General features: G+C 52.7%; 19 protein-coding genes and 1 pseudogene. 17 read left to right on the top strand and 3 right to left on the bottom strand.

The genetic code is table 11. The annotated features are described in order from the left end of the window. Nucleotides 1-120 precede the first annotated feature (120 nt). The 8 genes and pseudogenes from V8L71_RS17675 to cysQ form a co-directional block, all read left to right on the top strand. A pseudogene (locus tag V8L71_RS17675) lies at nt 121-300 on the top strand (flagellin); the annotation flags it as partial. A 90-nt stretch (nt 301-390) separates the two neighbouring features. Then, complete coding sequence (locus V8L71_RS17670; RefSeq protein ID WP_035561520.1) at nt 391-744, top strand: hypothetical protein; 354 nt, start codon at nt 391-393, stop codon at nt 742-744. Nucleotides 745-770: 26 nt separating this feature from the next. Beyond that, the gene (locus tag V8L71_RS17665; RefSeq protein WP_035561523.1) at nt 771-965 is read left to right on the top strand and encodes a hypothetical protein; all 195 of its coding nucleotides are present in this window, start codon (nt 771-773) and stop codon (nt 963-965) included. 291 nt (nt 966-1,256) lie between these two features. Continuing rightward, nucleotides 1,257-2,027, top strand: coding sequence for an amino acid ABC transporter substrate-binding protein (locus V8L71_RS17660; protein ID WP_035561526.1), 771 nt, complete (start codon nt 1,257-1,259; stop codon nt 2,025-2,027). Between the two features lie 96 nt (nt 2,028-2,123). Then, complete coding sequence (locus V8L71_RS17655; RefSeq protein WP_035561529.1) at nt 2,124-2,792, top strand: amino acid ABC transporter permease; 669 nt, start codon at nt 2,124-2,126, stop codon at nt 2,790-2,792. After that, nucleotides 2,789-3,544 (top strand): amino acid ABC transporter ATP-binding protein, encoded by a 756-nt coding sequence (locus V8L71_RS17650; protein WP_035561533.1) that lies wholly within the window; start codon nt 2,789-2,791, stop codon nt 3,542-3,544. Before V8L71_RS17655 ends, V8L71_RS17650 begins: the two co-directional genes overlap by 4 nt. A 117-nt stretch (nt 3,545-3,661) precedes the next feature. Beyond that, nucleotides 3,662-5,227 (top strand): ATP-binding protein, encoded by a 1,566-nt coding sequence (locus V8L71_RS17645; RefSeq protein ID WP_035561536.1) that lies wholly within the window; start codon nt 3,662-3,664, stop codon nt 5,225-5,227. Beyond that, nucleotides 5,227-6,003 carry a 3'(2'),5'-bisphosphate nucleotidase CysQ gene (gene cysQ, locus V8L71_RS17640; protein WP_035561539.1) on the top strand — a complete coding sequence of 259 codons (777 nt, stop codon included), beginning with the start codon at nt 5,227-5,229 and terminating at the stop codon, nt 6,001-6,003. Before V8L71_RS17645 ends, cysQ begins: the two co-directional genes overlap by 1 nt. 14 nt (nt 6,004-6,017) lie before the next feature. Here cysQ and V8L71_RS17635 read toward each other — a convergent pair whose 3' ends face one another. Both V8L71_RS17635 and V8L71_RS17630 read right to left on the bottom strand, forming a co-directional pair. After that, nucleotides 6,018-7,988 (bottom strand): sensor domain-containing diguanylate cyclase, encoded by a 1,971-nt coding sequence (locus V8L71_RS17635; protein WP_035561542.1) that lies wholly within the window; start codon nt 7,986-7,988, stop codon nt 6,018-6,020. Nucleotides 7,989-8,091: 103 nt separating this feature from the next. Continuing rightward, complete coding sequence (locus tag V8L71_RS17630) at nt 8,092-10,191, bottom strand: putative bifunctional diguanylate cyclase/phosphodiesterase (RefSeq protein ID WP_045812072.1); 2,100 nt, start codon at nt 10,189-10,191, stop codon at nt 8,092-8,094. 506 nt (nt 10,192-10,697) lie between these two features. Between V8L71_RS17630 and V8L71_RS17625 the strand changes: the two genes are divergently transcribed. The 8 genes from V8L71_RS17625 to ispH all read left to right on the top strand — a co-directional run bounded on the left by V8L71_RS17625 (nt 10,698) and on the right by ispH (nt 20,163). Further along, nucleotides 10,698-11,712 (top strand): IS630 family transposase gene (locus tag V8L71_RS17625; RefSeq protein WP_144408560.1). Its coding sequence is split into 2 segments (ribosomal slippage): nt 10,698-11,098 and nt 11,097-11,712, totalling 1,017 coding nucleotides; the frame shifts between segments, so codons are not numbered across the junction. A 527-nt stretch (nt 11,713-12,239) separates the two neighbouring features. Further along, nucleotides 12,240-12,506 (top strand): 30S ribosomal protein S20, encoded by a 267-nt coding sequence (rpsT, locus tag V8L71_RS17620; protein ID WP_008959243.1) that lies wholly within the window; start codon nt 12,240-12,242, stop codon nt 12,504-12,506. Nucleotides 12,507-12,590: 84 nt separating this feature from the next. After that, the gene (gene murJ, locus V8L71_RS17615; protein WP_035561552.1) at nt 12,591-14,174 is read left to right on the top strand and encodes a murein biosynthesis integral membrane protein MurJ; all 1,584 of its coding nucleotides are present in this window, start codon (nt 12,591-12,593) and stop codon (nt 14,172-14,174) included. Between the two features lie 64 nt (nt 14,175-14,238). Further along, nucleotides 14,239-15,276, top strand: coding sequence for a bifunctional riboflavin kinase/FAD synthetase (ribF, locus tag V8L71_RS17610; protein ID WP_035561554.1), 1,038 nt, complete (start codon nt 14,239-14,241; stop codon nt 15,274-15,276). After that, nucleotides 15,260-18,130 (top strand): isoleucine--tRNA ligase, encoded by a 2,871-nt coding sequence (gene ileS, locus V8L71_RS17605; protein ID WP_336274952.1) that lies wholly within the window; start codon nt 15,260-15,262, stop codon nt 18,128-18,130. The genes ribF and ileS overlap by 17 nt, the downstream gene beginning before the upstream one ends. 58 nt (nt 18,131-18,188) lie before the next feature. After that, on the top strand, nt 18,189-18,686 hold the full coding sequence (gene lspA, locus V8L71_RS17600; protein WP_298058062.1) for a signal peptidase II: 498 nt from the start codon (nt 18,189-18,191) through the stop codon (nt 18,684-18,686). Nucleotides 18,687-18,705: 19 nt separating this feature from the next. Beyond that, nucleotides 18,706-19,152: an FKBP-type peptidyl-prolyl cis-trans isomerase gene (gene fkpB / locus V8L71_RS17595; RefSeq protein ID WP_336274951.1), complete on the top strand. Its 447-nt coding sequence runs from the start codon at nt 18,706-18,708 to the stop codon at nt 19,150-19,152. 30 nt (nt 19,153-19,182) lie between these two features. Then, nucleotides 19,183-20,163, top strand: a complete 981-nt coding sequence (ispH, locus tag V8L71_RS17590) for a 4-hydroxy-3-methylbut-2-enyl diphosphate reductase (protein ID WP_336274950.1) — start codon at nt 19,183-19,185, stop codon at nt 20,161-20,163. Between the two features lie 69 nt (nt 20,164-20,232). On the opposite strand, the gene tnpA is transcribed toward ispH, so the two are convergent. After that, nucleotides 20,233-20,646 (bottom strand): IS200/IS605 family transposase, encoded by a 414-nt coding sequence (gene tnpA, locus V8L71_RS17585; protein ID WP_336274949.1) that lies wholly within the window; start codon nt 20,644-20,646, stop codon nt 20,233-20,235. A gap of 56 nt (nt 20,647-20,702) precedes the next feature. On the opposite strand from tnpA, the gene V8L71_RS17580 reads away from it, so the two are divergent. Next, entirely contained in the window at nt 20,703-21,878 is a 1,176-nt protein-coding gene (locus V8L71_RS17580; RefSeq protein ID WP_336274948.1) for an RNA-guided endonuclease InsQ/TnpB family protein, read from the top strand. The last annotated feature ends 63 nt before the right edge of the window (nt 21,879-21,941 follow it).

Here is a 21,941-nt window from a genome sequence, read left to right as displayed (position 1 = left end):
CGGAGGTCAGCGTCTGTTGTTCAGGTTCAGTGAGAGGGGCAACGAAGCGTTTTTCCATGGTTCTGTCCGTGTCAGAAATCCTGGCATGGATATTACACGAAAACTTTAGATCAGGTACTTATCACTAACCTGCAGACTAACGAAACCAACCTTTCTGCTGCCCGTTCGCGCATCGAAGATGCTGACTACGCAACTGAAGTGGCCAACATGACTCGCTCGCAAATTCTTCAGCAGGCGGGTACTTCTGTACTGGCACAGGCTAACCAGCTGCCGCAGAACGTTCTTTCTCTGCTGGGTTAATCTGAGACTTAGCTTCGATAGAGCCTTCGCTTTATCGCTAAGTAGTACAGCTAAACCGGCCCTAAGGGGCCGGTTTTTTTAGGAGTCGATGTGAGCGACAGCGTGCAGACTATTTCAGCCTATAGCGTCATTAATGACGTTATCCCCAAGCTTAACGCGGTAGAAAAGCTCGTCGAAGGTACGGTAAAAGAGATTGTCGAGACTAGTCGGCTTCCAGCAGAAATTGAGCGTTACTCAAAGTTGCAAATAGAGTTTCAGCTTGAAATCTCGATGATTCGTATGAACCTGGAACATCTGTTGAACCGTTACCAAGGTGAACTCACGGCGGTGAAGCAGAACGAGCACAACGACAAGTTATTAACGCTGGATTCATATGAAGCAACGGCCATTGAAAGTGCCAAGATGCTTTATCAGCGTGTTCAAGAGCTACAGCAGGCGCAATAACAGCGTTCAAATAATAGGGAGTTGATATGCACCCTGATGAGCACGAACAAGTCGCACTGGAGCTGGAAACACTGATCCGCGACACCCAGGCTGCGATTGACCGAGTCGAAACCTATGGGCTGCAAAACACGATGCCCGAAGATTACCAAGCGCTGCTAGATATTTTAGACAATGCTATTAAGCAGCAGCGCGCGCATACGCAGGGAATGCTATCGGGCTAATGCGTGAGCGTTGTTTGAAAAGCTCGCCAATAGCTAATTTTGCCAGCACCTACTTTTGCAGGTTACTGCCTCACCCTCGCTTTGAGACGTCATGGTAAAATACCCCACGCCATTGCGCCGCTGTTGTGATTACACCTATATCAGCTATATTCAAAATAAGAATAAAAATTAACTTCAATATTCTTTTGTTCGTTTTTGTCGTAGGGGTAAGTATAGTCGCTATCAACGCCGCATGACTTTCTATGCGGCTATTCGTATCGTCGGATTATCGACCAACGAGGAAACAGACTCATGCCACTACCACGCAAGCTGACTACCACCTTCGCCGCGCTTTCGCTAAGCGTTACCAGTGGGTTGTTCGCCACCACTGCCTACGCCGATACACTTCGCGTGGGCATGTCGGGTGGTTATTTCCCCTTTACGTTTGTGGAGCAGGACGAGCTTAAAGGCTTTGAAGTCGATGTCATGAATGCCGTGGGTGAGATCACCGGTGATGAGATTGAGTTTGTTACCGCCAGCTTCTCTGGCTTGGCCGGTATGCTTGAGTCTGGCCGTATCGATACCATTGCCAACCAGATTACGATCACCCCTGAGCGCGAAGCCAAGTACGCCTTCACGGAGCCCTACGTGTATGACGGTGCGCAGGTCGTGGTGCGGGCGGGTAATGATTCTATTCAGGGCGTTGAGGATCTGTCCGGCAAAAGCGTGGCGGTAAACTTGGGTTCCAACTACGAACAGTTGCTGCGTGAGCAACCGAACGCCGATGAAATCGATATTCGTACCTATGAATCCAACATCGAGCAGGATGTGGCCTTGGGTCGGGTTGAAGCGTTTGTGATGGATCGCGTGAGTGCGACGCAAGTCATTAAAGAGAAAGGCTTACCTTTAGAGCTGGCGGGTCAGCCGTTCTCGACCATTGAGAACGCGCTACCGTTCCGTGATGACGAAGCGGGCCGTGAGCAGCGCGACCGCGTTGGAGCAGCACTTGCCGAGCTGCGTGAAAATGGCGAGCTACGTGAGATATCGGAAAAGTGGTTTAATACCGACATCACCCAGCCGTAACGTTTAGGCTACTCTGGTTTAACGCGGCCGTGGCATTGCCACGGCCGTTTGCTTATAAGCGGTCTAATCTATGTTTAATTATTATGTTTAATTATTATGCTTAATATCGAATATATGTGGGGGTTGTTGCCGGTTCTGCTGCGCTATCTGCCGCTCACGCTTCAAATGGCGACGATCGCCATGTGCTTTGCGCTGATACTGGCGTGCCTGCTGGCGGTGGTTCGCGTATCAAGAGTGCCGGTGTTAAACGGGCTCTCGCTGCTGTTTATCTCGTTTTTTCGCGGTACGCCGTTGCTGGTTCAGCTGTTTCTTTTCTACTACGGCCTGCCGCAACTGATTAGTTCGTTGATCGCGATTACCGGCGTCACTGCTGCGGTGCTGGGGCTAACGCTGCACTTCTCTGCTTATATGGCCGAGTCCATCCGTGCGGCGATTGTGGGGATTGACCGCAGCCAGACCGAGGCCGCGCTCTCCATCGGCATGACCCAGTCGCAGTTAATGCGGCGTATTATTCTTCCCCAGGCAACCCGCGTGGCAACCCCAACGCTGATGAACTACTTCATCGATATGATTAAAGCGACCTCGTTGGCCTTTACGTTAGGCGTCACCGAATTAATGGGCGCGACGCAAAAAGAGGCGGCGGGCAGCTTTCTCTATTTGGAAGCGTTCTTGCTGGTGGCGCTGATTTATTGGGCAGTCGTGGAAGTGCTCTCCTGGGGGCAGCGTCGGTTAGAAATTTACCTGAATAAGGCCTACCAACGATGATTTCGCTGCAAGGCATTACCAAGCGCTTCGGCGGCCACACGGTGTTTAAAGATATCGATTTGAGCCTTGCCCAGGGCGAGATTATCGTCATCATTGGCCCTTCCGGTACGGGTAAATCGACGCTGCTGCGCTGTATTAATTTCCTTGAAAAGCCCGACGCCGGACGCTTGCAGGTAGGCGACCTAAGTGTGGATACCCAGCGCGCCAGCCGGGCCGATATTCTGGCATTGCGTCGGCGCACGGCGTTTGTGTTTCAGAACTACGGCCTGTTCGCCAACAAAACCGCGCTGGAGAATATCAGCGAGGGGATGATCGTGGTGGATAAGCTGCCCAAGGCCAAAGCTCACGCGCGGGCCAGGGAAATTCTGGAACGCATCGGCCTGGCGGATAAAGCCAATGCTTACCCGGCGTCACTTTCCGGTGGCCAGCAGCAGCGGGTAGGCATCGGCCGCGCCATGGCAGCGAATGCTGATGTGATTTTGTTTGATGAGCCCACCTCTTCCCTAGACCCGCAGTGGGTGGAAGAAGTGTTGGGCTTAATGAAGCAGTTAGCGGTAGAACGCCAAACGATGATCGTGGTCACCCACGAGATGCAGTTCGCCCGGGAAGTGGCGGATCGGGTGGTGTTTATGGACGAAGGCGGCATCGTCGAGCAAGCCCCGCCTGAAGAGTTGTTCACTGCGCCCAAAGATGAGCGAACGCGCCATTTCTTGCGCAAGATTTTGGCGCCTACTGGGCAGGCAGTGCCGTAAATGCGGTGCTGGTTTTTTAGGTGGCACAAGCTAAGTTAATGCCAAGCGTGGCTATGGATGGAAGCAATGCCGTGCATGTTATGCTGACTTTCAGTTCACCTGTTTTTTGAGGTTGCTATGCCAACTGAAAACCGGCTCAAATTGCCTATTGGCGTTCAGACCTTCTCGGATATCCGTGAAGGTGACTACTACTACGTTGATAAAACACCCGATATTCACCGCCTAACGGAAGAGGGGAAATACTTTTTCCTCTCCCGCCCGCGTCGCTTCGGTAAAAGCCTGCTGCTTGATACCCTGCGCTGCCTGTTTGAAGGCCGCAAAGCGCTGTTTGAAGGACTGTATATTCACGATAAATGGGATTGGCAAACTGGGCATCCGGTGATTCGTATTAGCTTTGCCGATGGGCATTTGGCTAGTCGTGAGGATTTGGATACCCATATTCGCTATCAGCTGGCTCAGCATCGCGAGCGCCTGGGCATTGTCAGCGAGCGCCCCAAACTAATTGCCAATGATTTTTCGGACCTGATTCGCCGCACTCACCAGAAGTTTGGTCAACGTACGGTAGTGCTGGTTGATGAATACGATAAACCAATTCTCGATAATATCTTAGCCCCAGAGCGAGCCCGCGAACTGCGCGAAGGGCTGAAAAACCTTTACAGCGTGCTCAAAGACGCCGACCCGTATTTACGCTTTGTACTGTTAACGGGTGTTTCTAAGTTCAGCAAAGTGAGCCTATTCTCGGGGCTGAATAACCTGAACGACATTACGCTGGATGCGCCTTACGCTTCCATTTGTGGGTACACCGATGAAGATATCGACAGCGTCTTCGCTCCTGAATTACCGGGGTTAGACCGTGCTCAAATCAAGCATTGGTATAACGGCTACCGTTGGGGTGGGCAGGAGGTGACCGCTGTATACAACCCCTTTGATGTTCTACTACTGTTTCAAAAGCGCCAGTTTGGCCCCTATTGGTTTGAAAGCGCTACCCCCACATTTTTGGTAGAAATTCTAAAACAACGCGGGGTGTTTACGCCGTCACTAGATCAGCTGGAAACCGAGGCTGAGCTGCTGGGTCGTTTTGATGTTGACCATATCGGTACTGAGGCGCTGTTATTTCAAACGGGATATCTAACCGTTAAGCAGGTGGAAGAACCCATGGTGGGGTATCGGTTATATACCCTAGGCTTTCCTAATCAAGAAGTAGAAACCAGCTTAAACCAAGCGTTACTGCCGGTATTAGGTGTTGAAAACTCAGCGCGTGAGCGCAAAACGCTGTTTACACATTTACGCGCCCATGATTTAGCCGGTCTTGAAACTCATCTTAAAGCCCTTTACGCCGGGCTACCCCACGATTGGTATCGCAACAATCCTATTGCTCAATACGAAGGTCATTATGCCAGTGTCTTTTATAGCCACTTTGCCGCCCTTGGGTTAAGCGTTACGGTGGAAGACGCCAGCCATTTCGGTAAGGTGGATATGACAGTGGATTTCAGTGGTCACCTTTACCTGTTCGAATTTAAAGTGGTGGAGCAGTTGCCAGAAGGCAGCGCACTAGAGCAGATAAAAACCAAAGGCTACGCCGATAAATACCGCGCCCAAGGTAAACCTATCCACTTAATTGGCGTGGAATTTTCCCGCCAGCAGCGCCAAATTGTGGCATTTGATATGGAGACGCTCTCTTAATGCCCACTATCACCCAGTCATTACTAAAAAGCATTGAGCAGTTAGCCTGTGAGGCAGGCGAGGCGATTATGCAGGTCTATCGTCGCGATTTCAGCGTCGAAATAAAAGCCGACAATAGCCCGCTGACTGAGGCGGATAAAGCGGCCCATGAGATTATTGCCCGTGGCTTGCAGGCGCTTACCCCTGAGGTGCCGGTACTCTCTGAAGAAGATACCCAAGGCTTTAACGGCGCTAACGCTGAGGGCTTTTATTGGTTGGTCGACCCGTTGGATGGCACCAAAGAGTTTATCAAGCGCAATGATGAGTTCACCGTCAATATTGCTTTGATTGCTCAAGGAAAACCGGTGTTGGGCGTGGTGGTTGCCCCTGCCTTACAGCTTACTTATCTAGCCGCTGAAGGCTTGGGGGCCTTTAAGGTCGGCTCTGATGGGCAGTGGCAGGCCATCCAGGCGTCATTGCCGCCGCAGGCAGGGCGGCCTTGGCGTGTGCTGGACAGCCGTTCGCACCCCGACCCGCGTATGGCAGCATGGTTAGAAGCGCTGGGGGAGTACGAAACTCAACCCATGGGGAGTTCGCTGAAGTCGTGCTTTATCGCGGAAGGTAAAGCGGATGTCTACCCGCGTTTTGGCCCCACCAGTTTGTGGGATACCGGCGCTGCTCAAGCGATTGTCGAACAGGCCGGTGGGCGAGTGGTCACCCTGGACGATCAGCCTTTAAGCTATGCCAATCCCCAGCAAGTGCTTAACCCCGATTTTGTGGTATGGGGCAAGCGCTAGACTGTGTGCAAGCGCTATTGCGTGTGAATGATGAACTGATTACGGCCGTTTTCTTTCGCTTCATAGAGCCCTATATCCGCTCTTTTAAGCGCCGGCTTTAACGATTTTTCTTGGTCGCGAACAGAGGTTACCCCCAGTGATGCGGTGATTTTTAGCGCTTGTTGCGTACCTTCATATTCAACCAAGGTAGTCGCCTCTTCAATAGAGGCACGAATTCGCTCTGCCACCTGCTGAGCCTGCTCAATAGCGGTGTTGGGGAGTAACACCGCAAACTCTTCACCCCCAACCCGGCACAGTAAGTCTTCTTGGCGAAGCAGGTCGCTGACTATTTGCGTAAAGTTTTTCAGTATTTCATCGCCAATGTCGTGGCCATACTCATCGTTGATGTGTTTAAAGTGGTCAATATCTATGGTGATAAGCGCTATGGGATGATTTTGGCGCCGTGCCCGTGACATCTCGATGGTCGCTTGGGCTTGTAAGTAGCGCCGGTTAAACACGCCCGTTAGGGGGTCGGTCATGGCTTGCGCACGTAGTTTTTCTTCAAGCTGTTTACGCTCGGTAAGATCAAACACCATCGCTCGGGAATGCACAAAACGGCCATTGCGCGTGTAGGCAGAGCCTTGAATCATCACGTGACGAGGCTCGCCGTTACGCGTGAGTAAGCTGCATTCTGCGCTGCCAGGTTGGTTGTCTTTCACGTTTTGGAAGGCTTTTTCAAACTGCTCGCGTGTTTCTGGTGTAATCAACTCTCGATAATTGATATGACCAATCACTTCCTTGGCAGAGTAACCTAGCCAGGCAAGTTCGGTTCGGTTCATTTTGACCACGAGACCGGACTTATCAATCGAGTGATAGCCGCAGGGGGCATTTTCATATAAATCACTGACTTCATAGGCATGGCGCTGAGCGGCTTGGCGTAATTCCCGTTGGCGTTGGCTGCTGAAGGCCCAAAATAACCCAAATGCCACGGTAACGCCGTAAGTCAGCAACAGAAACCAGAGGACAGTGGCCTCTTCTTTAAACAGTGAGAACCAGGTAGGGCGTGGGAGCGTGACCCCCAGTTTCCACGGATGGGAGGCGTTGTCGCTATAAATAGTACCTGCCAAGCTACGGTAGCGCTGGGTGCGTATATCTTCGGTTTGAAAGCGCAGTAGGTGGTTGTCTACTATGACGTCGCCTTCACTGCGCTGCTGCATGGCTTGCCAGTAGTGAGGGGAAAGCGCAGCAAAGTTGCCACCAAAACTCGCTGTATCTATTGATTCGATACCTTCATTCAGCAGCCATTTGCCTTGGGCATCGACCAAGAGCGTATTGGCGTTCTGGTCAAGCAGCATGGCTTGGCGCAAGGCGTCCGTCAGGTAATCCCAATTAAGGCTCAAAAGTACCACGCCACGGCGTTCGCCGGTGGCATCAAACACTGGGGTGGAAACGTTGACCACTGGAATCACATCGCGCCCAAAGAGCTCGAACTGCAGGTTATGGCCCGGCGGTGAGATATACAGGTCGCGTGGTAATAGTTTGGATGCTTCTATGAAGTAGTCAGTATTGACATGAAGGTTGCCCGATATCCGTGGTCCAGTTTCAATGCTTCTGGGGGCACGCAGCACTTCGCGCCCCTGGTTATCAATCAGGACTAGCTTGGTGTAACGAGAGTTGTGGCTGATTAAGGTCGTTAAGAAATTAGAAAGCTGGGATAAATCGCTAAGTGAATATTGCTGGTCAGTTAGTGTCGTTAAACTTTGCGCTGCTAGGTAGCGCCTTAGTCCAGGCATTTCAGCAATGGCAAGCGCGTAGTTAAGGCTTTCATTGATATCGCGGGTTAACGCTTCTTGCCCTACTTTTAAGAGGGCATCGGCTTCGGCGCTCAGGCTATTGAGCCGTGTTTCCATATGCACATGGAGAACAGGCAGCAGCGTCGTTGAAACTAGGATCAACGGTATACTCACAGCTAGCAGTAGGCGAGTGTGTAGGCGGCGCAGTGGCACGGCAGCATTTCCTGTCTGGAATAGGCGGCCTGGATGCGGCAGCCTGTTTTTCTGTTTAGAAATTAGGTGTGGCGTTTATAGGGAAAGTTTTATCAGCCACTTTCTAAGGTGGCGTAAGCGTTCGTGGCAAGCGTTTTAACATCTCAAACGGCAGGGGTTTGGAGAAATAGAACCCTTGCAACAGGTCGCATTGGCGTTGCTGCAGATCCCTTTGCTCTTCACGTGTTTCAATGCCTTCGGCGACTACCGTTAAGTTTAAATGGTGCGCCATGGTAATCACGCCTTGAACGATGGCGGCATTTTTAGTGTTTTGTGAAATGCCTCGAATAAATAGAATGTCGAGTTTTACCTTGCTGATGGGGAGGTCGCGTAAATAGCTAAGACTCGAAAAACCAGTGCCGAAGTCATCCAACGCAACGCTAATGCCCAGGTCGCGTACTTCGTTGAGTAGCGCAACAGCCTGTTCGGTATTCGTCATTAGCGTGCCTTCCGTTACCTCTAGTTCCAGTAAGGCAGGGGGGAGGCCGCTAGCGTGAAGCGCAGCTTTAATTTCATTCATAAAGCCAGTGCGCCGGAACTGCATTGGCGAAATATTGACCGCCACCGCCAGGGGGCGCTCACGGCCAGCATTAAGGGTCGCAATATCATGACAGGCGCGATCCAATACCCAGCGACCAATGGCAATAATTTGCCCCGTTTGCTCGGCAATCGGCATAAACACACCCGGTGAAACAAGGCCTTTGGTGGGATGGTGCCAGCGTATCAGCGTTTCCACACTTTTAATGTCGCCGCTAGCGGCATCCACAATGGGTTGATAATACGCTTCAAATTGCTCAGCTTGTATGGCTTCTTGTAACTCTCGTCTGATAACAACATGTTCGGCGACATTGTCGATGGCGTCACCGCAGTACCATTGCCATGTGTTACGCCCTTGGCGCTTGGCGTCTTCCATCGCGAGGCTAGCATGGTGAAGTAGGTCATGCGTCTGGGTGGCACTGCCTTTATTTGAGGCGATACCAATGCTGGCGCTGATATGCAGGCTATATTGATAGAGTGTAAACGGCTGAGCAAGAACCACTAATAAACGGTTCGTGAGAGCAATCACTTCTTGTTCGCCTTGGGAAGGGGCTAGCAGTACCACAAACTCATCGCTAGAGAGGCGGGCCACACTAACGCCCGCTGTCACGGTATCTAGTAAGCGTTGCGCTACGGTTTTAAGTAACTGGTCTCCTACTCCATGGCCAAACGCATCATTAATCGGCTTAAAGTCGTCTAAATCGATATGAAGCAGCGCCAGTTCATGGCCCCGCGCTTCACAGCTTTGTAGCGCATGCTCCAGGCGTGTTTGTAGCGCCCCAAGGTTAGGGAGCCCGGTGAGTGGGTCGTGCGCTGCTTGATAAGCAATCCGCGCTTCCTGCTCTCGCTGACGTGTAATGTCTTGTTGTATGCCGATAAAATGCGTACATACGCCCGTCTCGCTAAACACGGGGCTAATCGATAACTGGTTCCAAAACAGGCTGCCGTCGCGGCGGTAGTTACGTAGCAGTACTTGCACGTCTTGATGTTGAGTGAGGCCGCGGCGAATCTCTTCAACAGCTTCCGGGTTGGAATCTTCGCCCTGTAAAAAACGACAGCTGTGGCCAAGTGCTTCTTCAGCGCTATAACCGGTAATGTCGGTGAACGCACTGTTTACATACACTAGCGGTAAGTGGGGCTGGGTGGCATCTGCCATTACCACGCCGTTGGGGCTGGCTTCAATCCCCCGTTTTAACAGTCGTAACTCGTTTTCATCCTGTTTGCGCTGAGTAATATCACGGCAAATAGCATAGACGCCTATCATTCGCTCATCGACGATAATCGGCACATGGGTGACTTCAAGCTGACTGGCATGGTGATGATTGTTGATACTAAGCGCTTGATAGCTTTGATGGTGCCCTTTTAAGGTGGCGTTAAAGGCAGCTTTTGCCTCTTCGAGAGCGTCGATATGGAGCAACTGAAAAAAAGCGTTACCGGTTAAGTGCTCATTGGCGATACCGGTGATATGCGCTGCGGCTGAATTACAGTGCTCGATAATGCCATCAAGGCTCAGCTCAAATATGGCATCGGGATGATGGGTAAATAGCGCGTGATGGCGCGCCTGCAAAGCGTGAGGTACATCCTGTACGTTATAATTGTTTGCAATACTCTCCTTAATGTTTGCCATGAAGACTCTTTTCACAAGTTAATCCGTGTCACAAGTTTGTCATAAAATAGGCGTTGGCTAACCATTACCATAATTTAGGCTCGAAAGCTTCGGTAGCGGCGGCCACTGAGTGGACGCCGCGCTATTTTAACTATTCCATGCGGTTAGCCGTGTTGACTTGGTCCGCGCTGAGCTCGGTAAGCTCATTAATATCACTTAAGCTATTGCGTGACGCCGAAATTGCTAATGTGCTGATAATTATAACCATCAGTATTAAGAGCGCCATGGCAGCCGTTAAGCTATGTTGAACGCGTATGTTTTTCATTTTCCCCACTTTAAAAAGTAATAAGATGCGACTGCTTTTTAAGGCGTGCCATGCAGTAGCTTTAGAATTAATTGTATTAGCTTGTTTTTATGGAGCTGGTTGAACGTTGCAAATCGATCAACGTGGTGCTCAAGGAGGCAGCTAAGTGATTCTGCATAAATTTTAGTGTATAAAGATAAGACTCAAGCAGAGAGGACTATCCATGTCTCGGCGCTTACGCTTCGTATCTTTAACACCTGACCAGCAACGTATTTTAAATGAGGCCTACCAGTACGGCGAAAAGAGAGCATTACGTCGTCGGGCTCACGCGATTCTACTTAACCACAAGGGTCATACGATAAACCAGATTCGCGATATTATCGGTGTGAAGCGCGATACAGTATCGACCTGGTTATCCCAATGGGAAGCAGACGGTATTGAAGGTCTTCAGGACAAGCCTCGAGACGGACGCCCCAATCTTCTCAGCGAAAACGATCTTTCGGTGTTGCAGCAGTTGGTGGAAGAGCATCCGCATCAATTGCCAGTCCTCCATGCTAGGTTTCAAGATAAGACAGGCAAAGTCGTCAGCCAGGACACATTGCGTCGCGCGTTAAAAAAAAGGCTATAGCTGTAAGCGAGTACGCCGTTCATTGACTTCACAGCGTGATGAAACGGATTTCCGCAATACACAAAGGATGATCAATGTGCTGAAGGAATGGGAGGATGATGGCGAGTGCGATCTCTATTTCTTCGATGAAGCGGGTTTCTCACAATCATCGTCACTTCCCTATGCATGGAGCCCGATAGCAAAGCCCTGGGAAGTGACTGCGTACTCACATAGTAAACGGCTGAATGTGCTGGGCTTTCTCACTAGAAAAGGTGAATTCTTTCACCATATGACCACCGAGTCAGTAACAAGTGAGATCGTTATAGAAGCCTTTGATCAGTTTGCAGCACATAAAGACCCTGACGCATTCGCCGTCGTTGTTCTAGATAATGCCAGAATGCACCATTCCAAGGCATTTCAGCGCAAAATTGTCGATTGGATGGCGCATCGCATTCACTTGGTGTATTTGTCGCCTTATTCACCGGAACTGAACCTGATCGAAATCCTTTGGCGTGAAATCAAATACCGGTGGCTACCGCTAACAGCCTACAGTTCGTTCGATAAGCTTTGTGACTCGGTCAAAAACGTATGCAATTCTTACGGAAAAAATTACTCGATAACTTTTGCATAGCTACTTAGGCAAGTCTGGAAAGCGCTTAATACTAGATTTTCTAGTTTTAATTGACTAGCACGATGGTGCTCTTCAGAGTGTAACGCTAAGGTTGTTTTGTGTCTGCCTTTAATCATTTTTTAATGATGCTTTTTGTACGGAACATGTCTCTTTAAATATATAAAAAAACAGAAAAATTTAATTGGCGTGCAAAAATAAGCCGTGCTTGAATCCATAAATCACCCCATCGACCTTGGGATTCTCGGTCAAGGGCCATTGACAACGGCTAGCAAGCGCGCATGGTGCGTGATAGACTATGCCATCCTCTCAGACAGACCCGTGAATGGGCAGCTCGATTTAACTGCCTGTTATACGTTTTGGTAGGGTGAAAAGCCTGCCAAATCAACTGGTTGTTATAGACCTGATCAGCTAGTTGTTAGAGAAGTGTCATGTTGCGGAACGTCGTGCTGTCATAGCGCAGCCGACAAACACATATTTAATTTCGTTGCCGTTTTTTCGGCAACCTTTATTCTCCAAGGAGATACCCTGTGGCGAACAGCAAGCAAGCTCGCAAGCGCGCCCGCCAGGCCGAGAACCGTCGCGTCCTGAAATCCAGCCAGCGCAGCATGGTCCGCACCTACATCAAGCGTGTAGTGAAAGCGATCAGCACCGGCGACCACGCTAAGGCAATGGAAGAGTTCAAGGCCATGCAGCCGGTCGTTGACCGTATTGCAGACAAAGACGTGCTGTCCAAGAAGAAAGCAGCTCGCCTGAAGAGCCGTTTGAACAAGCGTATTAAGGCACTGGCGGCGTAAGCCGGCAGGCGCCATAAAAAAACCGGCTGCGGCCGGTTTTTTTGTGTCTGAATGATTTTTCTGGATGGTTTTTGTGGATAGCTTATGACAGCGAAGAAAGCTCCCAACACTTCCTCAAACACCGCCATAGCCCGCCGCGGGCTAATGCGCTCGGGCCTCGTCGTCAGTACGATGACGATGCTGTCGAGGGTGATGGGGCTGGCGCGCGACGTGGTTATCGCTACCTTATTAGGGGCAGGGGATGGCGCCGATGCGTTTTTCGTGGCGTTTAAGATCCCTAATTTTTTGCGCCGTCTATTTGCTGAAGGGGCGTTCAATCAAGCCTTCGTGCCGGTGCTTTCGGAGTACTCCACCCAGCGTAATCGGGAGGAGATACGTGCGCTACTGAATGCGACCGCGGGTAGCTTAACGGCAGTGCTGGCGCTGATTACTGCCGTGGCAATGCTCTGCGCGCCGTGGTTGATTTGGGTGTTTGCCCCCGGGTTTGGCAGTGAACCAGAAAAGCTAGCGCTGACCGCGGATATGCTGCGCTTAACGTTTCCCTATTTATTGCTGATTTCGCTTACCGCGTTTGCCGGTAGCGTGCTGAATACCTGGAACCGCTTTGCGGTGCCTGCGTTTACCCCGGTGCTGCTTAACCTTTCGCTGATTGGTGCGGCGCTATTTTTAATGCCGCTAATGGAAGAGCCCGCCATGGCGCTGGCTTGGGGTGTGCTGATCGCCGGGGCTGCGCAGCTGGTTTTTCAGGTGCCATTTTTACTGCGCTTGGGGCTGATGCCCACGCCCTGGCCAAACTTTGCCCACGAGGGCGTACGGCGCATACTGAAATTGATGGGGCCTGCGCTGTTTGGGGTGTCGGTATCGCAAATTAATCTGCTGTTGGATACGGTCTTGGCTTCGTTGCTAGCGGCGGGTAGCGTGTCGTGGCTCTATTACTCTGACCGGTTGGTAGAACTGCCGCTAGGCGTGTTTGGCGTGGCGATTGGTACGGTGATTTTGCCAGCGCTTTCCAAGCGACATGCTGACCAGTCCAAAGAGCACTTTGCTGCGATGCTCGATTGGGCTATTCGCATTGTGTTGCTGTTAGGCTTGCCCGCGGCGCTAGCGCTGGCGGTGTTGGCCGAGCCGCTGTTAATCACGCTATTCCATTACGGCGCGATGACTGACAACGACATCCAAATGGCGGCGATGAGCCTGCGCGCTTACGCCTTCGGTTTGGTAGCCTTTATGCTGATCAAAGTATTGGCACCGGGCTTTTTTGCCCGTCAAGACACCAAAACCCCGGTAAAGGTAGGCATTATCGCCATGGTCGCTAATATGGTGCTTAACCTGCTGCTAATTTGGCCGCTGGCGCATGCCGGGTTGGCGTTAGCCACCGCGCTGTCAGCCTTCTTGAACGCTGGCCTGCTGGGTTATCTGCTGCATAAGCAGGGTGTGCTAGTGTTTCAGCCGGGCTGGAAGCGTTATTCGGTACAGCTAATCGGGGGCAGTGGGTTAATGTGTGCGGCACTCTATTTTGTGGCGCCGGACTGGCAAGCGTGGCTCTCCTTTGGCCTGTGGCAGCGGATAAGCTGGGTGACTGGGCTGGTGGTAATGGGCGGTTCACTCTACTTCGCGTGGCTGGCAGCATTAGGTTTACGCATCCGTCATCTTAAAATGCACTCATAACGCTGCACCCTGGCGTGCGGGTTCGTTATAATTGAGGCTTTGTCCTCCCAACGGCTGAGGTGCCATGCGCGTCATTCGAGGTCTGCACAACTTGAAAGCGGCTCATCGTGGCTGCGTTGCGACTATCGGTAACTTCGATGGTGTGCATCGCGGCCATCAGGCCATTCTTCAGCAGTGCCGTGAACATGCCGCACGCTGGAGTGTGCCGCTGACAGTGGTGGTGTTCGAGCCCCAGCCGCGCGAATTTTTTGCCGGTGACCAAGCACCGCCGCGGTTAACCCGCCTGCGTGAAAAAGTGCGCTTACTGCGTGATTTTGGCGCGGAACAAGTGCTGGTGCTGCCGTTTAACGATACGCTGCGCAGCCTGACGGGGCGCGAGTTTATCGATCAGGTATTGATTGATGGGCTCGGCGTTAAGCATTTGGTGGTGGGTGATGATTTCCGTTTTGGCTGTGATCGTCGCGGTGACTTTGCGCTGCTGGCGGAAGTAGGGCGCGAGCAGGGGTTTGGCGTCGAGCACACGCGCACGTTTACCGTGGATGACGAGCGGGTTTCCAGTACGCGGGTGCGCACTTTGCTTGCCAGTGGCAATTTTTCCGCCGCGGCGCGTTTGCTGGGCCGCCCCTATTCGTTGCATGGCCGTGTGGTGCGTGACCAGCAGTTGGGGCGCACGCTTGGCGTACCCACCGCCAACTTGCCGCTGCTGCCCCAACCGTTAACGCTGCGGGGTGTCTTTGCGGTAGTCGCTGAGCTTGAAGATGGTGAACGCCACCAGGGTGTTGCCAATGTTGGCTTTCGTCCGACGGTGGGCTCAAAACGGCCGACCCTTGAGGTGCACCTGTTCGATTTCTCCGGTGATCTTTACGGCCAACGTATGACGGTATACCCCTGTACGCGACTGCGGGGCGAGGTCAAGTTTGACGGCCTTGACGCGCTGAAAGCGCAAATTGAACGTGACCAAGCCCGTGCTCGCCACTATTTTTCGGCGGCAGTGGCCAATCACGACTATTCTCTTCCGCTGGCCTCGGCCCCGCTTGGGCGTGAGACCGCTTCTTCTGATTCATCTTCGGCGGGAAATTCCGCTGATGCTAACGACGGCTGACCGGACTATGGATTACAAGCACACGCTGAATTTGCCTGAAACTGACTTCCCCATGCGCGGCATGCTGCCAAAGCAAGAGCCAGGACGGGTTTCCCAGTGGCAAGATATGAACATTTACCAGCGCCTGCGTGAAGCGCGCGCAGGTGCGCCGCTGTTTGTACTGCACGATGGCCCTCCTTACGCCAACGGCAGTATTCATATCGGTCACGCCGTTAATAAAATTCTTAAAGATATCATCGTTAAGTCTAAGAATTTAGCCGGTTTTGATGCTCCTTATGTGCCGGGTTGGGACTGCCACGGTTTGCCCATTGAGCACAAGGTAGAAACTACCCATGGCAAGCACTTGGCGCCGGAACACGCTCGCGAGCTGTGCCGTGAATACGCCGGTGCGCAAATCGAAACGCAGTTGGCCGACTTTGTGCGTTTGGGCATCATTGGCGATTGGGATCACCCTTACCGCACCATGGATTTCGCCAACGAAGCGGGCGAGATTCGTGCCTTGGCCGAGATGGTCGACGCGGGTTACGTGTTTAAAGGTTTGAAGCCGGTGAACTGGTGCTTTGACTGTGGCTCTGCACTGGCGGAAGCCGAAGTCGAGTATGCGGATAAAAAGTCTGACGCCATCGACGTTGCTTTCCCGGTGGAAGACGCCGACAAGCTGGCGGCCGCGTTCGGTTTAAGCGAACTGGCTAAACCAGCGGCGGTAGTGATCTGGACCACCACGCCTTGGACCATTCCGGCCAACCAAGCGTTGAACGTTCACCCCGAGTTCACCTACGCGCTGGTCGATACTGGTGAGCGGCTATTGCTGCTGGCGGAAGAGTTGGTGGAGAGCTGCCTAGAGCGCTTTGGCCTGCAAGGCGAAGTGATTGCCACGACGCAAGGCAAACAGCTTGATCTGATCAATTTCCGTCACCCGTTTTATGATCGTCTCTCGCCGGTCTATCTGGCGGAGTACGTTGAGTCAGAAGTGGGCAGTACCGGTATCGTTCACTCCGCTCCTTCTTACGGCATGGATGACTTTTTAACCTGCCGCGAGCATGGCATGGAGTTCGATGACATGCTTAACCCGGTGCAGGGCAACGGCGTTTACGCTGACGACCTGCCGTTCTTCGGCGGCCAGATGATTTGGAAGGCTAACCCGCTGATCGTCGAAAAACTGCGCGAAGTAGGCGCACTGATGGCGCATATCCCCATCAAACATAGCTACATGCACTGCTGGCGCCACAAAACGCCGGTGATCTACCGTGCCACGGCGCAGTGGTTTGTGGGCATGGATATTAAAGGCAAAGGCGGCAAAACTCTGCGTGAAAGTGCCCTCGAAGGCATTGAAGCCACGGCGTTTACGCCTGCTTGGGGCCAGGCGCGCTTGCATAGCATGATCGCCAATCGCCCAGACTGGTGTATCTCTCGCCAGCGTAATTGGGGCGTGCCGATTCCGTTCTTCTTACACAAGCAAACCGGTGAGCTGCACCCGCGTACCGTTGGCTTGATGGAAGAGGCGGCCAAGCGCGTTGAGCTAGAAGGTATTGATGCTTGGTTCAAGCTCGACCCCGCTGAGCTATTGGGTGCGGAAGCAGCGGATTACGACAAAGTCACCGATACGCTTGATGTGTGGTTTGACTCTGGCACCACGCACCGCCACGTACTGCGCGGCTCGCACCCGCACGGCCATGAAAGCGGCCCGCGGGCGGATCTGTACCTGGAAGGCTCTGACCAGCACCGTGGTTGGTTCCACTCTTCACTGCTGACAGGCTCGGCCATTGACGGTCATCCGCCGTATCGCCAGCTGCTGACCCACGGCTTTACCGTCGATTCCCAGGGCCGCAAGCAGTCCAAGTCGCTGGGCAATGTGGTCGCACCCCAGGAAGTGATGGATAAGCTAGGCGGCGATATTCTGCGCCTATGGGTTGCCTCCACCGATTACTCCGGCGAAATGGCCGTTTCCGACGAGATTTTGAAGCGCACGTCAGACGTATATCGGCGGATTCGGAACACCGCGCGCTTCCTGCTTTCGAACCTTAACGGGTTTGATCCAGAGAAAAACCAAGTTGCGTTTGGCGATATGCTGGCGCTGGATCAGTGGGTGGTGGATCGCGCTTACCAGCTGCAAGCGCGGATCGAAAAAGCCTATGAAGAGTACCGCTTCCTGGATGTGTATCAGCAGGTGCACGGTTTCTGCGCGCGGGAACTGGGCGGCTTCTATTTGGATGTCATCAAAGACCGCCAATACACCACGCAAACCGATTCGCTGGCACGTCGCAGTGCGCAAACCGCGCTCTATCATGTAGTCGAAGCGCTGAGCCGCTGGATCGCGCCGATTCTCTCCTTCACCGCTGAAGAGATCTTTGAACATATCCCCGGTAAGCGCGGCGACAGCGTATTGCTTGAAACCTATTACACTGAGCTTGGCACGCTGGAAGAGGGCGCTGATTTAGGCCGTGCGTTCTGGGAGCAGGTGCTAGAGGTTAAGCACTCGGTCAATAAGTGCTTGGAAGACGCCCGTAATGCCAAAGTGATTAAAGGCAGCTTGGCAGCCGAGGTCACGCTGTATGTCAGCGACGAGCTGCAGGCGAGCTTATCCAAACTGGGCGACGAGCTGCGTTTTGTGATGCTAACCAGTGACGTTACCCTTAAACCGCTGGCAGAAGCGGCTAATGTAGAAGGGAATAGTGCCGAAGCCACTGAGCTAGAAGGCTTGAAAGTAGCCGTTAGCACGAGTGAGCACGCTAAATGCGAACGCTGCTGGCACCACCGCGAAGAGGTAGGCAGCCACGCTGAACACCCTGACCTGTGTGGCCGCTGTGTGAGCAATTTACCCGAGGGCAGCGGCGAGATTCGCTACTATGCGTAAAGATACAAACTCGCCTAGTGATAACAGCACGCCGAGTGAAGTAAGCGAGCGGCCAACCATGCAGCGGCCGCTGCGCTGGTTGTGGCTATCATTGGCGGTGATTGTGTTGGATCTGGCCACGAAATATGTGGCCAGTAGCCAGTTGGGTTACGCGCAGCCGGTGGAAGTGCTGCCGTTTTTTAACCTCACGCTGCTACATAATCCCGGTGCAGCGTTCAGCTTTTTAGCCACGCACCCAGGCTGGCAGCGCTGGTTCTTTGCCATTGTGGCGATTGGTGCCAGTGTGGCTCTTACCATCTGGCTTACGCGGATAAAAAACGATGAAAAGCTATTGGCGATAGCGCTGCCGCTGATTATTGGCGGTGCGCTGGGCAATCTCTACGACCGCTTGGTGCATGGCTACGTGGTCGATTTTCTGTCTTTCCACGTTGCTGGCTGGTACTACCCCGCATTTAACGTGGCGGATATTGCGATTACCCTGGGGGCAGCCGCTTTAATCTGGGAATCTATTATGGGTGAGCGGCGGCGCAAAAAAGCGGCCAAGGCTTCCCATTAATCGAACGTTGAGAACTGTTATGAACGACTATCTAATTGATGACGGCATGGAAATAACCCTGCACTTCACCTTGAAGCTAGAAGACGGCACGCTGGTGGATTCCACCAAAGACAAAGCACCGGCCACCTTTGAATTTGGCGATGGCAATCTTCCACCAGGTTTTGAACACCCCATTAAAGGTATGGCAGCGGGCCAGAATGGGTCGTTTCAGATAACCCCTGAACACGCTTTCGGCCAGCACAACCCACAGAATATTCAGACCCTAAAACGCGCTGATTTTGGCGACGAAGCCCCGGAAATTGGCATGGTGATGTCGTTTGCCGATAAAGCGGGAACGGAATTGCCGGGTGTGGTCAAAACCATCGACGGTGATCGTGTAGACGTCGATTTCAATCACCCGTTAGCAGGCCGCACGCTTACGTTTGAAGTAGAAGTACTGGACGTTAAGCCGGTGAACACTCATTAAGCAGATGCTACGTCGCATCAAGGCGCTCTTATGACAAGCACGCAGCAAACACAGCCTATCGAAATTAAATTGGCCAACCCGCGCGGCTTTTGTGCCGGTGTGGATCGTGCGATTGATATCGTCAATCGCGCGCTGGATGTCTTTGGCCCGCCCATTTATGTGCGCCATGAGGTGGTTCATAACCGCTTTGTGGTCGAAACACTGCGGGATCGTGGTGCTGTGTTCGTTGAAGAGCTGGATGAAGTGCCGGATGACGTTATCGTCATTTTCTCTGCCCACGGCGTTTCCCGTGCGGTGCAAGCCGATGCCGAACGGCGGGGGTTGAAGGTATTTGACGCCACCTGCCCGCTAGTGACTAAGGTGCACCTGGAAGTGCTGCGCTACGCCAAACGAGGGCAGGAGTGCATTCTGATTGGCCATGAAGGCCACCCGGAAGTCGAAGGCACCATGGGGCGCTACGATACCTCCCACGGCGGGCGTATCTACTTGGTCGAGGACGAAAAAGACGTTGCTAACCTGGAAGTACGTGATCCCTCCAAGCTTGCCTTCGTAACGCAAACCACGCTCTCAATGGATGACACTGCCAAAGTGATTGATGCGCTGCGTGACAAGTTTTCCGAGATTCAAGGCCCACGTAATGATGATATCTGCTACGCCACGCAAAACCGCCAGGATGCCGTGCGTGAGCTAGCCGCCCAGAGTGATTTGTTATTAGTGGTTGGTAGCCCCAATAGCTCAAACTCGAACCGCTTGCGGGAGCTTTCGGAGCGTATGGGTACACCTGCCTATTTGATAGATAACGCCGATCAGATCGACCCGCAGTGGCTTGAGAATGTAGCGCGTATCGGCGTCACCGCTGGCGCCAGTGCTCCTGAGGTGCTGGTTAAAGGCGTAATTAGCAAGCTGCAAACCATGGGCGCTGCTATACCCGAAGAGTTACAAGGCCGTGAAGAAACCATTACTTTCTCGATGCCCAAAGAGTTACGTGAGCAGGTGATTGTCAGCAGCTGATCTTAGCAAAACTCCGCGTAAACCCTCGCCCACTCGGGCGGGGTTACAAGCGGGAACTGCGTAGCAGGTCTAGTCGGGGGTCTTCTGTCCTTTGACGTATTCCTTGAGCGTTTCAATCGTTACCCCTCCCGCGCTACAGGCAAAATAAGACCTCGACCACAGTGCAGCACTGTTGCTCAACCTCGGAATATGCGTGTTCAAGAAACGCACTCGCCGGGAAGAGGTGGATTTCAAAGTGTTCACCAGCACGCTAATCGACAGCTTCGGTGGGTATTCGATGAGCAGGTGAACGTGATCCTCCTCACCGTCGAACTCAAGGATACGGCAGTCGAGCTTCGCGCAGGCCGATTCAAACGCCTCTCGAAGCTGCCTGATCATGTCACCGTCGAACACCTTGCGTCGGTATTTCGTCGTGAAAACGAAATGGACGACTAGCCGCGTAACGCTATGACGGCCTCGCCGATAATCTTCGTGCACACTCACTTGCCTTTCCTCGCCTAAGCCCCTAATCTGTAGTAAGTATAGCAAGGAACACTGACATGCTGAAAGCTGCCAAGATACGCATCTACCCCACGTCCGAGCAGGCGGAGTTTCTAAACCGTCAGTTCGGCGCGGTGCGTTTCTGCTACAACACAGGCCTTCGCATCATGTCTCACCGTTACAAGCGCCACGGTCAGTCGTTAAGTGCCAAGCACGACATCAAGAGGCTGCTGCCCGTCGCCAAGAAGTCCCGCCAGTATGGATGGATGAAAGAGGCGGATTCCATCGCCCTCCAGCAAGCGTGCCTTAACCTCGATAAGGCGTTTCAGCGCTTCTTTGATCCCCAGCAGAAGGCCGGCTATCCACGCTTCAAGAGCAAGCGTGGAAAACAGTCGAGCTACCACTGCGTTGGGATAAAATCCGGTGAGAACTGGGTCAAGGTTCCCAAGCTAGGGCCGATCAAGGCAAAGATTCACCGTCCGGTTGACGGCAAGCTCAAGAGCATCACCTTGACTCGCACCGTCACTGGCAAGCACTACGCCTCCCTGCTGTATGAAACAGAACAGGCGGTGCCCGAGCCTCTAATGGACATCAACGCGACAAACGTTGTCGGCCTCGATATGGGGCTGACACACCTGGCCATTGACTCCACCGGGCGTAAAGTCGCCAACCCACGCTTTCTCAAACAGACGCAGAAGAATCTCAAGCGCAAACAGCAAGCGCTGTCTCGCAAGAAGAAAGGCAGCGCCAAGCGAGCCAAGGCCCGCATGCTCGTTGCCAAGGCTCATGAACGGGTCGCCAATGCGCGCAATGATTTCCAGCACAAACTGTCCCGACAGATCGTTGACGACAACCAAGCGGTGATCGTCGAGACGCTGAAAATCAACAACATGATGAAGAATGCCAAACTCTCCAGGCATATCGGTGACGCCTCTTGGTACGCCTTGATCACCAAGCTGGCATACAAAACAAAGGAACAGGGCAAGCACCTGGTCAAGATCGACCCATGGTTTGCCAGTTCCAAGATATGCCATGCCTGCCAGCATAAGATGGAAAAGATGACGCTCGATGTCCGGTCATGGGATTGTCCCGCCTGCCATACGCATCACGACCGGGACATCAATGCGGCGCTTAACATCAAGCATCAAGGTATTTTGAAGTTGAAAGCGGAAGGGCTGTCCGTTTCTGCCCATGGAGGCTTGCGTAAACCCGGCATGCCGCCGGTTGCTGCCTAAGAAGTGGGAAGCTCCGTCTGATAGGGCGGAGAACAGTCACGTTTCGTGATGCAAAGCGTATTA

The organism is Vreelandella indica, from assembly GCF_037070225.1.
GTDB classification, from domain to species: Bacteria; Pseudomonadota; Gammaproteobacteria; order Pseudomonadales; family Halomonadaceae; genus Vreelandella; species Vreelandella arctica.
Note: the sequence above shows the minus strand (reverse complement) of the source record. Positions and strands in the feature narration are given on the sequence as shown.

What these genes read in the sequence shown, in the direction of transcription:
- V8L71_RS17580 (WP_336274948.1), top strand. Translation starts at nt 20,703, where the DNA reads ATGCTGAAAGCTGCCAAGATACGCATCTACCCCACGTCCGAGCAGGCG.
- lspA (WP_298058062.1), top strand. Translation starts at nt 18,189, where the DNA reads ATGCAGCGGCCGCTGCGCTGGTTGTGGCTATCATTGGCGGTGATTGTG.
- V8L71_RS17645 (WP_035561536.1), top strand. Translation starts at nt 3,662, where the DNA reads ATGCCAACTGAAAACCGGCTCAAATTGCCTATTGGCGTTCAGACCTTC.
- murJ (WP_035561552.1), top strand. Translation starts at nt 12,591, where the DNA reads ATGACAGCGAAGAAAGCTCCCAACACTTCCTCAAACACCGCCATAGCC.
- ispH (WP_336274950.1), top strand. Translation starts at nt 19,183, where the DNA reads ATGACAAGCACGCAGCAAACACAGCCTATCGAAATTAAATTGGCCAAC.
- V8L71_RS17650 (WP_035561533.1), top strand. Translation starts at nt 2,789, where the DNA reads ATGATTTCGCTGCAAGGCATTACCAAGCGCTTCGGCGGCCACACGGTG.
- V8L71_RS17665 (WP_035561523.1), top strand. Translation starts at nt 771, where the DNA reads ATGCACCCTGATGAGCACGAACAAGTCGCACTGGAGCTGGAAACACTG.
- V8L71_RS17655 (WP_035561529.1), top strand. Translation starts at nt 2,124, where the DNA reads ATGCTTAATATCGAATATATGTGGGGGTTGTTGCCGGTTCTGCTGCGC.
- V8L71_RS17630 (WP_045812072.1), bottom strand. Translation starts at nt 10,191, where the DNA reads ATGGCAAACATTAAGGAGAGTATTGCAAACAATTATAACGTACAGGAT.
- fkpB (WP_336274951.1), top strand. Translation starts at nt 18,706, where the DNA reads ATGAACGACTATCTAATTGATGACGGCATGGAAATAACCCTGCACTTC.
- cysQ (WP_035561539.1), top strand. Translation starts at nt 5,227, where the DNA reads ATGCCCACTATCACCCAGTCATTACTAAAAAGCATTGAGCAGTTAGCC.
- ribF (WP_035561554.1), top strand. Translation starts at nt 14,239, where the DNA reads ATGCGCGTCATTCGAGGTCTGCACAACTTGAAAGCGGCTCATCGTGGC.
- ileS (WP_336274952.1), top strand. Translation starts at nt 15,260, where the DNA reads ATGCTAACGACGGCTGACCGGACTATGGATTACAAGCACACGCTGAAT.
- V8L71_RS17660 (WP_035561526.1), top strand. Translation starts at nt 1,257, where the DNA reads ATGCCACTACCACGCAAGCTGACTACCACCTTCGCCGCGCTTTCGCTA.